The organism is Moraxella caviae (assembly GCF_002014985.1).
Classification (GTDB): domain Bacteria; phylum Pseudomonadota; class Gammaproteobacteria; order Pseudomonadales; family Moraxellaceae; genus Moraxella; species Moraxella caviae.
The window spans coordinates 59,963-73,413 of record NZ_MUXU01000039.1 but is presented as its reverse complement, the minus strand read 5'-3'; the positions used below and the strand labels follow the sequence as shown (position 1 = coordinate 73,413).

10 protein-coding genes are annotated in these 13,451 nt (G+C 47.7%); 8 read left to right on the top strand and 2 right to left on the bottom strand.

Annotated elements, in window-relative coordinates; all coding sequences use genetic code 11:
* The first annotated feature begins 229 nt into the window (after nt 1–229).
* From B0181_RS06955 to B0181_RS06945, 3 genes are all read left to right on the top strand, one after another.
* The gene (locus B0181_RS06955; RefSeq protein ID WP_242620155.1) at nt 230–1,576 is read left to right on the top strand and encodes an LPS export ABC transporter permease LptF; all 1,347 of its coding nucleotides are present in this window, start codon (nt 230–232) and stop codon (nt 1,574–1,576) included.
* Nucleotides 1,573–2,694: an LPS export ABC transporter permease LptG gene (gene lptG, locus B0181_RS06950; RefSeq protein WP_078276786.1), complete on the top strand. Its 1,122-nt coding sequence runs from the start codon at nt 1,573–1,575 to the stop codon at nt 2,692–2,694. The genes B0181_RS06955 and lptG overlap by 4 nt, the downstream gene beginning before the upstream one ends.
* Before the next feature lie 231 nt (nt 2,695–2,925).
* Nucleotides 2,926–3,453: an opacity family porin gene (locus tag B0181_RS06945; RefSeq protein WP_078276785.1), complete on the top strand. Its 528-nt coding sequence runs from the start codon at nt 2,926–2,928 to the stop codon at nt 3,451–3,453.
* Nucleotides 3,454–3,620: 167 nt separating this feature from the next.
* Here B0181_RS06945 and ompR read toward each other — a convergent pair whose 3' ends face one another.
* Nucleotides 3,621–4,355, bottom strand: coding sequence for an osmolarity response regulator transcription factor OmpR (gene ompR / locus B0181_RS06940; protein WP_078276784.1), 735 nt, complete (start codon nt 4,353–4,355; stop codon nt 3,621–3,623).
* Nucleotides 4,356–4,769: 414 nt separating this feature from the next.
* On the opposite strand from ompR, the gene B0181_RS06935 reads away from it, so the two are divergent.
* Nucleotides 4,770–7,190: a helix-hairpin-helix domain-containing protein gene (locus B0181_RS06935; RefSeq protein WP_078276783.1), complete on the top strand. Its 2,421-nt coding sequence runs from the start codon at nt 4,770–4,772 to the stop codon at nt 7,188–7,190.
* 281 nt (nt 7,191–7,471) lie between these two features.
* On the opposite strand, the gene gltA is transcribed toward B0181_RS06935, so the two are convergent.
* Nucleotides 7,472–8,746 carry a citrate synthase gene (gene gltA, locus B0181_RS06930; protein WP_078276782.1) on the bottom strand — a complete coding sequence of 425 codons (1,275 nt, stop codon included), beginning with the start codon at nt 8,744–8,746 and terminating at the stop codon, nt 7,472–7,474.
* 940 nt (nt 8,747–9,686) lie between these two features.
* On the opposite strand from gltA, the gene sdhC reads away from it, so the two are divergent.
* From sdhC to B0181_RS06910, 4 genes are all read left to right on the top strand, one after another.
* The gene (gene sdhC, locus B0181_RS06925) at nt 9,687–10,076 is read left to right on the top strand and encodes a succinate dehydrogenase, cytochrome b556 subunit (RefSeq protein WP_078276781.1); all 390 of its coding nucleotides are present in this window, start codon (nt 9,687–9,689) and stop codon (nt 10,074–10,076) included.
* On the top strand, nt 10,076–10,432 hold the full coding sequence (gene sdhD / locus B0181_RS06920; protein WP_078276780.1) for a succinate dehydrogenase, hydrophobic membrane anchor protein: 357 nt from the start codon (nt 10,076–10,078) through the stop codon (nt 10,430–10,432). The genes sdhC and sdhD overlap by 1 nt, the downstream gene beginning before the upstream one ends.
* 106 nt (nt 10,433–10,538) lie before the next feature.
* A complete protein-coding gene (gene sdhA / locus B0181_RS06915; protein WP_078276779.1) occupies nt 10,539–12,386 on the top strand; it encodes a succinate dehydrogenase flavoprotein subunit in 1,848 nt (615 codons plus the stop codon).
* A 63-nt stretch (nt 12,387–12,449) separates the two neighbouring features.
* Complete coding sequence (locus tag B0181_RS06910) at nt 12,450–13,160, top strand: succinate dehydrogenase iron-sulfur subunit (protein WP_078276778.1); 711 nt, start codon at nt 12,450–12,452, stop codon at nt 13,158–13,160.
* The last annotated feature ends 291 nt before the right edge of the window (nt 13,161–13,451 follow it).

Below are 13,451 nucleotides of genomic sequence, written 5' to 3'. Positions count from 1 at the left end.
CCAAGTTGTCATTAGGTGTGCGGCATAAAATCATAAAATATCGCAGCCGCACAAATAAGCCACTTTGGGCATGCTTTAGTGTAGCACATTTTGCAGGCTTTGCCACACCAAAGCGATAAATTCTGCCGTGAAATCGTAAGTCTTTAACAAGCGCTTTAAAATGCTTGAACTTGGCTTGGCGGTTAGTGTGGTTTTTGTGGCGGTTTTTGTTATAATAGCAAGTTTGACAATGGCAAATTTGACGCTGGTAAATCATTGCCATAAGTTGCCATATGCGCTTGCATTTTTATCAAATCAGCTAGGGATTTTATTTGTGATTTTACGCCGCTACATGACTTGGCAAGTTGCCACAACCACCGCCCTTGTGCTTGGGTTTTTGGTGGTCATGCTTTTGGGTGGGCGGCTGATTCGTTATTTTGGCATCGCGGTAGAAGGCGGACTGGACGTTGGCGTGCTGTTTACGCTGATTGGTTATAATTTGCCGTACTTTTTGGAGCTGATTTTTCCGCTGGCGTTTTTTATCGCGCTCATGCTGGTGCTGGGGCGAATGTATGCCGATCATGAGATGGCGATTGTCGTGGGCAGCGGTATCAGTCGTGGCAGATTGAGCCGTTTGCTTGTGCCTTTGGTGCTTTTGGCGTTTGTGCTGCAGACGTGGATTGCGCTTATTGGCAAGCCTTGGGGCGTGGAGCGTGCGGCGAATTTATGGCAAGAACAATCTTTGGTGGAAGTGTTTGATTTAATCAAGCCAAAATCTTTCATCAGCAGTGGCGATTATCATTTGTATGTTGGCGAGATTGGCGAAAATCGTGAATATTTACAAGACGTTTTAGTCATTCAGATGGCAAGTGATACGCCAAAACAAGCGGCAACGCCCTTGACAGACGAGCAGCAGCAAGCATTGTCTGAATTTTCCGAGCATAAAATTCCAAGCGAGCTGATTAGTGAAAAAGACACGCTGATTTATGCCAAATCCGCCACGCAAGTGTCAGGCGATGGCGGTGTGCTGCAGCTGGATTTGCATCAAGGCAGACGTTATGAAGTGGACGCAACCAGCCGTAAATACAGCCAAGTGGGCTTTGAGCGTTATCGCATTAGCCTTGATGTGGCGCAGCCAAATGAAGCTAAGCCTGTGAAAATTGAAGGCTGGCGCACGGCGGATTTATGGGCGGTGGTACAAGGCAAGCTGCCTTATGACAATGTGCCAGAAGCCAAAGCTGAGCTTGGCTATCGTGTGAGTTTGCCTTGGCTCATTATTTTGGCGCTCATGCTTGCCACGCCGCTTGCGCAGGTGCGACCAAGACAAGGGCGCTGGTTTAAGCTGATTCCTTCGGTGTTTATTTTTGTGGCGAGTGCGCTGATTGTCATTTCGCTCAAAGAAAGCATCAGCAAGGGCAAACTTGGCGTGTGGGCATATCCTGTGGTGATTGCACTGTTTTTTGCGTTTGCGCTGTATTTAAATTATCACGAGCGCATCATGGCGCGGTTTCGTCTTGCCAAACACCAAAATGCGCACAATTTAAACACCCAAAATCCAAGCGTTCAAACCCCACAAACTAAGCGGAGCAAGCTATGAAAACGATGATTTTGCCACGCTACGTCATGCGTGCCGCCTTGCTTGCCATGCTGGGCGCAGTGGTGGGGCTGTGGCTTTTACAGACAGTGTTTGCGTACTTATCCGAGCTTGATAATGTCAATGACAGCTATACCGCCATGGACGCGCTGCATTATATGCTGTATCGTTCGCCGTATTTTTTGGTGCAATTTATCCCAACGGGCGCGCTTTTGGGCGCAGTGGTGGGCTTAGGTTTGCTTGCCAATCACAGCGAGCTGACCAGTATGCGTGCGGCGGGTTTGAGCTTGTATAAAATCATTGGCTGGACGATGATTCCTGCGGTGTTGTTTGTGCTGATTGCGCTTGGGGTGAATCAGTTTGTGCTGCCCATCGCCAACCAAAAAGCCGAAATCATCAAATCGCACATACAAGACGATAAAATCACTTCGGTGCATGGCTATTGGTCGGTTGTGCCGCGTGATGGCGGTCAAGACGTTGTGTATATCAGCTATGCCGACAGCGATGGCAAACTTGGCGAAACCAAGCGTTATCGGCTGGACGAAGCGAGCAATTTGACGGCTGCTTTACGCGCGGATTCTGGCATTTATCAGCACCAAACCAATCAAGCCAATCAAATAAAAAGCAATGCAAACGCTGGCGAATACACTTGGCAACTGCAAGGCGTGGACGAAGTGCAAATCAGCACTGCTGGCGTGTCGCGCGCGCATGATGATGACAGATTGCTCAGCCTGCCGATTGCGCCGACCGATGTGCATTTGCTCACCAAAGAGCCTGAAGATATGTCGCTGACGGATTTGTATGCGCACGGTCAGCTTATGCAGCACCAAGATTCACGTTCGCTGCGTCATGAAGTGGCGTTTTGGCAAAAGCTGCTGTCGCCTTTTGCGGTGCTGTCTTTGGTGCTCGTGGCGTCGTCTTTTGTGTTTGGTTCGCTGCGTTCGCAAGGCTTGGGGCTGCGCATTGTGCTGGCGTTATTGACAGGGTTGCTGTTTAGTTATTTGACGGATTTGACAGGATTTATCGCACTGGCGGCTGGCATATCGCCTTTGTTGATGGCGCTGTTGCCGATTGTCATCAGCACGCTTGCAGGCGTGTATTTGTTAAAGCGCAGGCAGTGAGTTTGGATTTGAGAAAAAGGCAATCTGATGGGTTGTCTTTTTTGTTTTTTAAATGAATAAATTCAAATACTTGTCAATTATTTTTTGCAAATTTTAAAAAAATTGTAACAAACCCTTGCAAAAGTATTGCGGGAAGAGGGGTAGAATGACCATGAGCTGATCAAAGGCTTGCGACTGACATCAGTCGCTGGGATATGATTGCGCTTTTGCGCTTATTTTGATGGAAATGATATGAAAAAATTTGCATTGGCTGCTGCATTGGCAGGCGTTTCTACTCTGGCAATGGCCAACTCTGGCTACTATGTTCAAGGTAATGTGGGTTATTCTAAACTAGAAGCCAAAGAGCTTGGTAAAAAGTTGAAAGACAGCGGCGCAAGCTACAGCGTGGCAGTAGGTAAGGATACAGGCGCGGTGCGTTATCAGCTTGATTATACAGATTTTGGTAAGTTTAGCGACAAAGCTGAAGTGGTGTGGGAAACTACGATGCGCTCGGTGGGTTTGTCGGCTATCTATGATTTCGCTCCAGTGTCAGGCGTTACTCCGTATGCTGGCGCGCGCTTGGGTGTAAATCAGGCAGAAAACGACCATGCCAAGGATACCGTTGTGGCTGCTGGCGTACTGGCTGGCGTGCAATACGCCATCAACCCAAATCTAGCGCTTGATGCTGGCGTAGAATACAATCATCTTGGCGAATTTTTCAGCACCGATGCCAAAATCAATCAATACGGCGCAAAAGTAGGTCTGCGTTATAACTTCTGATTAGACGCATTCATTGTAAACAAAACCCCTTGTCTCTCCACACAAGGGGTTTTATTTTTGCCAAGCGGACTTTTGCCAAGCTGTTGCTCGGTGTGAATGCGATAAAACAAAAACCAAGCCATCATCTGACAGCTTGGTTTGATTTATGGTTGCGCATGATGAGAAAATCAGCCTTCCGCGCCATCTGGCACAAACACATAGCCCACGCCCCACACGGTTTGGATATAGCGTGCCTGTGATGGATTATCTTCAATCAGGCGGCGCAGGCGAGACACCTGCACATCAATGCTGCGCTCCATTGCGCCCCATTCACGTCCGCGCGCCAAATTCATGAGTTTATCGCGCGTCAAAGGCTCTCTTGGGTGCTGCACCAGTGCTTTTAATACGCTAAATTCACCAGTGGTGAGCGTTACCACGTTGCCGTCTCGTTTGAGCGTGCGTGTGGATAAATCCAGCGTCCAAGGGCCAAATTCCACCACTTCCATTTGCTGACTTGGCGCACCGGGCAGCTCTCTGTTATGGCGGCGCAACACCGCTTTGATGCGAGCCAGCAGCTCTTTTGGGTTGAAAGGTTTTGGCAGATAGTCGTCTGCGCCTGCTTCTAGCCCAGCAATGCGGTCAGCGTCCGAGCCTTTGGCGGTGAGCATGATGATTGGAATGTCGGCATTGTCGGCACGCAGACGCTTACAAATGGCGATGCCGTCTTCGTCTGGCAGCATCAAATCCAGCACAATCAGCGAAAACAGCTCACGCGCGATGAATTTGTCCATTTGTTTGCCGTCATGCGCTACACGCACGATAAAGCCGTCATCTTCCAAAAAACGCTGCAACAAAGTGCGCAAACGTGCGTCATCATCAACGACCAAAATACGATGAGCGATGGATTCGTGAATTTCTGTCATGGCGATTCCTTTAAAGTATTTGCTTTGGTGTTTGGCTTGCTGGATTTGCCAGCATTCATCTGTTAAGTGTACAACATTGCACAAAAAAATGTAACTGTTTTTCGCATTTTTACCAAATTTTACACCAATTTTTTACATCTGGCACGCTTTGGCGATGATGAGTTGCCAAGTTTTGTGATTTTTGTGGCTTCGGGCGTGTTTTTTGGCGTTAATTTGCCGTGCTTTTGACAACTTGGCGTGAAAAATTGCTATAATGGCAAGCACGCACGCCCAGCGATTGACAAAGTTTTGGCAAAGCGGCTGATAAAGCAGTTGGCAAAGCGACCAAAAAGCAATGAGCAAAGCAATCGGCAGAGCTGTTGATAAACGCTTGCAGGCGGCGAGTTTACCATGTTCAACTTTATAAAATGATTTATGACTGATATTAGCACCACTTCATCGGCTGATTTGAGCGCCGTACCGACTTTTGATTCTGCGACCGAGCAAACTGTGGAAATTGACCAAGCGGCAATTTTTGCCAAATTGGCGAGCGAGCATGGCGTAAAACCTGCGCAGGTAGAAGCGTTTGCGCGCTTATTTGACGAAGGGGCGAGCGTGCCTTTCATCGCACGTTATCGTAAAGATCAGACGGGCGGTCTTGATGATGTGCTGCTGCGTGTGCTGGAAAAATCGCTGGTTGCTGAGCGTGATTTGGCGGCGCGCCGCTTGAAAGTTACCGAGCTGCTCAAGGCACAAAACGCTTATACAGACGAGCTTGGCGAGCGTTTGGCGGCAGCAAAAAGCAAGCTGGAAATTGATGAAATTTATCAGCCGTACCGCCCACGTCGCCGTTCGGTGGCAAGCCGTGCCAAATTGGCAGGACTTTTGCCTGTGGCGATGGAAATTTTGGCAGGCAAATCACCAAAAGACGCTTTGGCAAACTTTAGCTGCCCTGATGTGCTGACGGACGAAGCAGGCGAGAGCTTTGAAGCGGATTTTCACGAGTACGACAAACAGCTGGCTGGCGTGCAGGCGATTATTTTGGACGAATGGGCGCAGTCGCTGGATTTGCTGGATGCGGTGCGTACAGGCTTTAATAAGACGGCAAGCATTCGCAGTGAGCTTGTGGGCGAAGAAAAACGTGAAGCAGGCGAGAAGTTTAAGGATTATTTTGAACACAGCGAACCATTTGCCAAGCTGTCAAACCACCGCTTGCTTGCCATGCTGCGTGGTCGTCAGCAAAATGTGCTGGTGCTGTATGTGGACGGCGAAGATGCGCCATTTATTGAGATGATTAAGGCGCATTTTGGCGTGAATATGGACGCGGATAATGGCGAGTTTTTGGCGGATACGGCTGATAAGCTGTGGTCGGCAAAATGGCGCACGCAGATTGAGCATCGTCTTTTGACCGAGCGTCGTATCGCTGCAGAGACGGATGCCATCGGTGTATTTGCCGAGAATCTAAAGCATTTGCTGATGGCTTCTCCAGCAGGGCGCAAGGTGATTTTGGGTGTGGATCCGGGCATTCGCCATGGCGTGAAAATGGCGGTGATTGACGCAACAGGCGATGTGCTGGCGACCGACACGGTGTATCCATTTGAGCCACAAAATAAAGTGGACGAAGCGCGCGCAAAAATTGCCGATTTGATTAAAACGCATGGCGTAGAGCTTGTGGCGGTGGGTAATGGCACCGCCAGCCGTGAAAGCGAGCAGCTGGTAAAAGCGGTGATTGATGAGCATAAATTTGCCACCAAAGCGGTGGTGATTTCTGAAGCAGGTGCGTCTGTGTATTCTGCCAGCGAGCTTGCCAGCAGCGAGCTTGCCGAGCTTGATGTGTCGGTGCGTGGGGCGGTTTCTATCGCGCGCCGCTTGCAAGACCCATTGTCGGAGCTTGTGAAAGTTGAGCCAAAAGCCATCGGCGTGGGGCAATATCAGCATGATGTGAACCAAACTGAGCTAGAAGGCAGCCTGAATAAAGTTACCGAAGACTGCGTGAATGCCGTGGGCGTGGACGTAAACACTGCAAGTCCTGCGATTTTGGCGCACATTGCGGGGCTTAATCGTAACGTGGCGCAGCAAATCGTGGATTATCGCCGTGCCAATGGCGCATTTACAAGCCGCGAAGAACTTAAAGCCGTGCCACGCTTGGGTGTGAAAACCTTTGAACAAGCGGCTGGATTTTTGCGCATTAAAGACGGCAGCGAGCCGCTGGACGCAACGGGCGTACACCCAGAAAGTTATGGCTTGGTGTATGAAATTTTACGCAAGGCAGATAAATCGCTGGACGATGTGCTGGGCAACGAAGCTGCCGCTAAGGCGCTAAACGACAGCACGGATAATTTTAGCCAAGTGGCGACTGTGCTGGCTGAGCTTGCCAAGCCTGCGCACGATCCGCGCGGTGAGTTTCGCACGGCAACTTTCCGTGATGACGTCAATGACATCAAAGATTTGCAAGTGGGCATGGTGCTAGAAGGCGTGGTAACGAACGTAACGGCATTCGGCTGCTTTGTAGATGTGGGTGTACACCAAGACGGCTTGGTGCATATTTCTGAGCTGTCGGACGATTTTGTGGAAAATCCTGCCGATGTGGTCAAGCCACAAGACATTGTGCAAGTGCGTGTCATCGTGGTGGACGAAGCGCGCGGACGCATTGGCTTTAGCATGAAATCAGAAAATAAAAAGTCCAAGGCGCAGCCTAAGACACAAAAGTCTGAACGCCAAGCCGATAAAGCAAATGGCAAATTCAACGATGGTGCGGACAAAGCCAAACCAAAACGCACAAAAACCGACAAGCCAAAATCTGCGGATAATAAACTTGGCAGCTTTGGCGCTTTGCTAAAGCAAGCAGGTTTGTAAGGCGATTGGCGTTTCCTGTTTTGCTTGTGTTATTAAGTTAAATCAGCTTAATTGCACCAGTCTAAAAACATAAAAACAGCTCAATGAAAGTTGGGCTGTTTTTTTGTTGTAATGAACTGTCTTGCGATGGTTTGGATTGTAATGGCTTGAGTTGCAATTTGCGAGATGGTTTGTGAGACGGCTTTTATAATTTCGCTGTTTAAAAATCATCAGCTAAAATTTAACGCTAAAAAAACCAGCCCCACAAGGGAGCTGGCTTTGGATTTGTATGAGAAAACGGCTTATTTGCGGTCTTCTAGTTTTACAAATGCGCGGTGTTTTTCGCCAACATAGCGCTGACGTGGACGACCGATTTTGAATGGCTCTGAGTGCATTTCTGTCCAGTGTGCAATCCAGCCTGCGGTACGCGCTAGGGCGAAGATTACGGTGAACATAGACGTTGGGATACCGATGGCTTTTAGGATAATGCCAGAGTAGAAGTCTACGTTTGGATACAGTTTGCGCTCTACGAAGTACGGGTCGTTCAAAGCGATTTTCTCAAGTTCCATCGCTAGGGCAAGTTTTGGATCGGTGATACCAAGTGCGCCCAATACTTCATCGCAAGTTTCTTTCATCACTTTGGCGCGTGGGTCAAAGTTCTTATAAACACGGTGGCCAAAGCCCATCAGCTTAGCTTCTTTGGTTTTTACTTTTTCCATGAAGCCAGCCACGTTTTCTACTGAGCCGATTTCATCAAGCATATTCAGCACAGCTTCGTTTGCGCCGCCGTGGCTTGGTCCCCACAGTGCTGCGATACCAGAAGCGATACACGCATATGGGTTTGCGCCAGTTGAGCCAGCCAGACGCACGGTAGAAGTAGAAGCGTTTTGCTCGTGGTCAGCGTGCAGGGTGAAAATCTTATCCATGGCTTTTACAAGCACAGGATTTGGCTTGTAGTTCACATCGCCCGGAGTGGCGAACATCATGTATAGGAAGTTTTCTGCGTAGCTGAAGTCTTTGCGTGGGTACAAGAACGGCTCGCCGATTGAGTATTTGTAGCTCATTGCTGCAAGCGTTGGTACTTTTGCAATCAAATCCACCGCAGTGTCATCACGGTGATCAGGATCAGAGATGTCTAGGTGGTTGTGATAGAAGGCAGACAGTGCGCCAACCACACCAATCATAATCGCCATTGGGTGAGCGTCACGGCGGAAACCTTCAAAGAATTTACGCAGTTGGTCGTGTACTGCCATGTGGCTGTTTACACGCTTGTAGAATTTTTCTTTTTCTTCAGCATTTGGCAGATCGCCATAAAGCAGGGCGTAGCACACTTCTAGGTAGTCGGCATTGTCCGCCAAATCGTCAATGGCATAGCCACGATGCAGCAATTCGCCTTTGTCGCCGTCAATATAAGTAAGTGCAGATTCTACTGGCGCAGTTGCCATAAAGCCCGGGTCATAGCTCCATAGACCCGCTTTAGAGATGGCGCTGATGTCTAGCACTGGGCGACCCAAGCTGCTTTGCAATACAGGCATTTCGTATTCGGTGCCGTCCACGACTAATTTAACTTCTGACATAATAAACCTCTTTTGGTTGTTGGCTCTTTTTAGGCGTGAGCATATTTTGAAAACACCTGCCATGGCGACTTGTCAAATATGCGAATCCTTGCCGAAAAAAGAGTGGAGTGTGAATCGTGTTCGTGTCATTTTCCCTTTATTGACAACGAGACACGACGTCCTTGTTTTGCTTATTTGGCGCTATATTTCCGACAAATTTGCTGTGCTATTATTCATCTTTAGCAAGGTGATGATACAAAAACTTTCGCAAACTTGCAAGCCGTTACGAAAAATTTACACTCATTAACGTGCAATTTGCGAGGATTGTGGGCATTAAATCCTTGGAAAATCGGCAAATTCGCTGACAAAACAGCGTGCCAAATTTGTGATTTAATAAACAATCATGCACCGATTTTAGTGGGGAATTGGGCGTTTGGCAAGCGTTTATTGGCTGCTTGACATTATTTGTAACAATTCGATTGGGGCGCTGATTTGAGCGATGTTTTATTTTAATGATAAAGAAAATAAAAAATATAAATGTGCAAAACTCATCAATGGCGTGTATGGTATGCCTAAGCTGCGCTAAATTTACGAAAATTTACGTCAAAATTGCCCAAAAATGAGCGACAAGCCGTGCAAAAACATTTACGAATGCGAATAATTGTCATCATTTACAAAAAAAATTACCCAATTTTTGCGCAAAATATCGTTTTTTGTTTGTAAATTTTACGCTCACGATTTATAATTTATCTATTTACCAACCTGCTTTCATAAACGATGATATTCATAAACGATAATCATTGGCATTGTCAAGGCTTATCGTTTAAAAATATGGATTTATTTGTATCATTTATGGAAGTTTACATTTGTGATGCTCGCGGCATAGGCTGATCGGTGTTCGTCAGTTTATGTAGCCAGCCAGCTTTCCTTGCCGTAAGTTTGCGGCGAAAACCAGATAAGGATGCCCGCTGTGAAAAGCAACAGACCAATCAACCTACCATTAAGCCAAGTGATTGCGGTGAACTCAAAATCACCAATCGCCATGGCTTCTATTTTGCACCGTGTTTCTGGCATTGTGCTGTTTTTACTTGTGCCTGTAATGCTGTGCGTATTGCAGGTGTCGCTGTCATCGCCAGAAGGCTTTGAAGCGGCATTCTCAAACATCGCTACTCGCTTTGTGGCGTGGATTTTTGTGGCGGCGACCGCCTATCATTTTGTCATGGGTATCAAGCACTTGCTTGCTGACGCTGGCATGAATGAAGAATTTAAATCGGGCAAAACAGCAGCGATCATCAGCTTTATCATCGCCGCTATTTTGATTGTCGCATCGTTTGTATGGGTGATGTTCTAATGGCTAGAAATAATTCAAGTATTAAAAGTGCCACAGGTCTGACTGGCTCAGGCTCTCGTGATTGGATTTTGCAACGTATCAGCGCTGTGGTGCTGGCGGTGTATGCGGTGGTAATGGTCGGCTTTTTCCTAGTTAATGACGTTACCTATGATGTGTGGCATGGCTTTATGATGAGCTTGCCAATGAAGCTGTTTAGCTTGGTGGCGGTTTTGTCTTTGGTATTTCATGCGTGGGTAGGTATGTGGACTGTGCTTACCGACTATGTGAAATCTGCTGGACTGCGCCTTGTGCTTCAAGCTGCCATCATCGTGGCGATTTTGGTGTATTTGTTCTGGGGTGTGATGATTTTTTGGTAATTGATTGATTTTATTGATAATTTCGTGAAATTTAAGGCGGTATTATCAACATTCATCAGTATCAAAATTATCCCAATTTGAAAAATTATTAACTTAGGATTGAATCATGGCTTCAGTAGAAGAAAAAATTCACAATATCCCAACGCTAAACTTTGACGCAGTCATCGTTGGCGGTGGCGGTTCTGGTATGCGTGCGTCATTGCAGCTGGTTGAAGGCGGTATGAAAGTGGCGGTTTTGACCAAAGTTTTCCCAACGCGTAGTCATACCGTAGCAGCCCAAGGCGGTATCGGTGCGTCTTTGGGTAACATGAGCGAAGACAACTGGCATTTCCACTTTTATGACACCGTAAAAGGTTCGGACTGGCTGGGCGACCAAGACGCGATTGAATATATGTGCCGCGAAGCACCAAAAGTGGTGTATGAGCTTGAGCATATGGGTATGCCATTTGACCGTAACGCAGATGGTACGATTTATCAGCGTCCATTTGGTGGCCACTCTGCCAACTATGGCGAAAAACCAGTGCCACGCGCTTGTGCGGCAGCTGACCGTACTGGCCACGCGCTATTGCACACACTTTATCAAAAGAACCTTGAAAAAGGCACGCAATTTTTCGTGGAGTGGATTGCGCTTGATTTGATTAAAGACGCAGAAGGCAACATCAATGGCGTGATTGCACTTGACCAAGAAACTGGCAACATCTCAGTTTTCCAAGCGCAAACCACCGTATTGGCAACAGGCGGTGCAGGCCGTATCTTTAAGGCTTCTACCAACGCCTACATCAACACAGGTGATGGTCTTGGTATGGCGGTGCGCGCTGGCATTCCACTACAAGACATGGAATTTTGGCAATTCCACCCAACAGGCGTGGCGGGCGCAGGCGTACTATTAACCGAAGGCTGCCGTGGTGAAGGTGCGATTTTGCGTAACAAGCATGGCGAAGCGTTCATGGAGCGTTATGCGCCAACGCTAAAAGACCTTGCGCCGCGTGATTTCGTATCACGTTCAATGGACCAAGAAATCAAAGAAGGTCGTGGCTGCGGCCCGAACGGCGACTACATCGTGATGGACATGACGCACCTAGGTCATGCCGAAATCATGAAGCGTCTGCCTTCAGTATTTGAAATCAGCCATAACTTTGCTAACGTAGACATCACCAAAGAGCCAGTGCCAGTTGTACCAACCATTCACTACATGATGGGCGGTATCCCAACCAACATTCACGGTCAAGTTACCGTGCCTGTACTAGATGGCAACGTGGACGAGCAAGGCTTGTACACCGAAGGTCGTGTGATTAAAGGTTTGTACGCCATCGGTGAGTGTGCGTGTGTGTCAGTACACGGCGCAAACCGTCTAGGCACCAACTCACTGCTTGACTTGGTGGTATTTGGTCGTGCGGCAGGTCAGCACATCTTGGACGAATTTGCCAAGTCGGATCGTGGCTACAAGCCGCTAAATCCACGCGTGCTAGACTTCACTCAAGCACGTCTTGACAAGCTACAAAACTCAAGCGAAGGCTACAACGCTCAAGAAGTGGCGGACGAAATCCGTGCAACCATGCAAGCGCACGCAGGCGTATTCCGCACCCAAGCCTTGATGGACGAAGGTGTTGAAAAAATCTTGGCATTGGCTGATAAAGTGAACAACATTCACCTAAAAGACAAATCAGCCGTGTTTAACACCGCTCGTATTGAAGCGCTAGAAGTGGCAAACCTATACGAAGTTGCCAAAGCGACCATGCTATCAGCTGCGCTACGCCATGAGTGCCGTGGTGCGCACAGCGTGCTTGACTATGAGCGTCCTGCTGATGATGCAGTTGCGCCGCTTGGACGTAATGACCACGAATGGATGAAGCACACGCTTTGGTATTCTGAAGGCAACCGTGTGATTTACAAGCCAGTGCGTAAAACGCCATTGACCGTTGAATATTGCGAGCCACGAGTTCGTACTTTCTAAGACATTTTAGCAAATTTTGGGCGCGAAGCTGCCGCCAAGCGCCCACGACATTTGGAGAAAATTATGAGTCGTGGAACTCGCATTATCGAGATTTATCGCTACGATCCTGACAAGGACAACGCCCCTTATATGCAGACTTACGAGATTGAGCTGCTAGAATCAGATCGTATGCTGCTGGACGTGCTTTTGCGTCTAAAAAAACAAGACGAAACCCTGACTTTCCGCCGCTCTTGCCGTGAAGGCATCTGTGGTTCTGACGGTATGAACATCAACGGTAAAAACGGCTTGGCGTGTTTGATTAACATGAACACCTTGCCAAATAAAATCGTTGTGCGTCCGTTGCCGGGCTTGCCTGTGATTAAGGACTTGGTTGTAGATATGAACCAATTCTACGCCCAGTACGAAAAAGTACAGCCGTTCTTGATCAACAATCAGCCTGCGCCACCAAAAGAGCGTCTACAATCGCCAGAAGATCGTGAAAAGCTAAACGGCTTGTATGAATGTATCTTGTGCGCTTGCTGCTCGACGTCTTGCCCATCATTCTGGTGGAACCCAGACAAATTCCTAGGCCCATCAGCGCTACTAAACGGCTATCGCTTTATCATTGACAGTCGCGACAGCGACACCCAAGCACGTTTGGCACGTCTTGACGATCCATTCAGCTTGTTCCGTTGCCGTGGTATCATGAACTGCGTGTCAGTATGTCCAAAAGGGCTAAACCCAACCAAAGCCATCGGTCATATCCGCAGTATGCTGCTTGACACAGCGGGCTAAAAATCTTAGCTGTAAGAAAAAAAGACCTTATTTTGTAAGGTCTTTTTTTGTTTTTATGGCAGGTTTCTTTTGGGCAAACTAGAAAAATCGGTTAAAAATCGTTTTTTAAAATGTTGGGTTGCGCCAACCTAACTTGCAAGCCTGCTTATCCTATAATCTAATCAACTTACAAGTCTGCTTAATTTACAAGTTAATTCAAAGTTAGCTTGCAAGCCAGTCTGGTTTACAAACCGACAGAGTGGGTAAATTCATTGGACGAAACCAACATTCAACCGACGATTTGTTGAATTT

What these genes read in the sequence shown, in the direction of transcription:
- B0181_RS06955 (WP_242620155.1), top strand. Translation starts at nt 230, where the DNA reads ATGGCAAATTTGACGCTGGTAAATCATTGCCATAAGTTGCCATATGCG.
- lptG (WP_078276786.1), top strand. Translation starts at nt 1,573, where the DNA reads ATGAAAACGATGATTTTGCCACGCTACGTCATGCGTGCCGCCTTGCTT.
- B0181_RS06945 (WP_078276785.1), top strand. Translation starts at nt 2,926, where the DNA reads ATGAAAAAATTTGCATTGGCTGCTGCATTGGCAGGCGTTTCTACTCTG.
- ompR (WP_078276784.1), bottom strand. Translation starts at nt 4,355, where the DNA reads ATGACAGAAATTCACGAATCCATCGCTCATCGTATTTTGGTCGTTGAT.
- B0181_RS06935 (WP_078276783.1), top strand. Translation starts at nt 4,770, where the DNA reads ATGACTGATATTAGCACCACTTCATCGGCTGATTTGAGCGCCGTACCG.
- gltA (WP_078276782.1), bottom strand. Translation starts at nt 8,746, where the DNA reads ATGTCAGAAGTTAAATTAGTCGTGGACGGCACCGAATACGAAATGCCT.
- sdhC (WP_078276781.1), top strand. Translation starts at nt 9,687, where the DNA reads ATGCCCGCTGTGAAAAGCAACAGACCAATCAACCTACCATTAAGCCAA.
- sdhD (WP_078276780.1), top strand. Translation starts at nt 10,076, where the DNA reads ATGGCTAGAAATAATTCAAGTATTAAAAGTGCCACAGGTCTGACTGGC.
- sdhA (WP_078276779.1), top strand. Translation starts at nt 10,539, where the DNA reads ATGGCTTCAGTAGAAGAAAAAATTCACAATATCCCAACGCTAAACTTT.
- B0181_RS06910 (WP_078276778.1), top strand. Translation starts at nt 12,450, where the DNA reads ATGAGTCGTGGAACTCGCATTATCGAGATTTATCGCTACGATCCTGAC.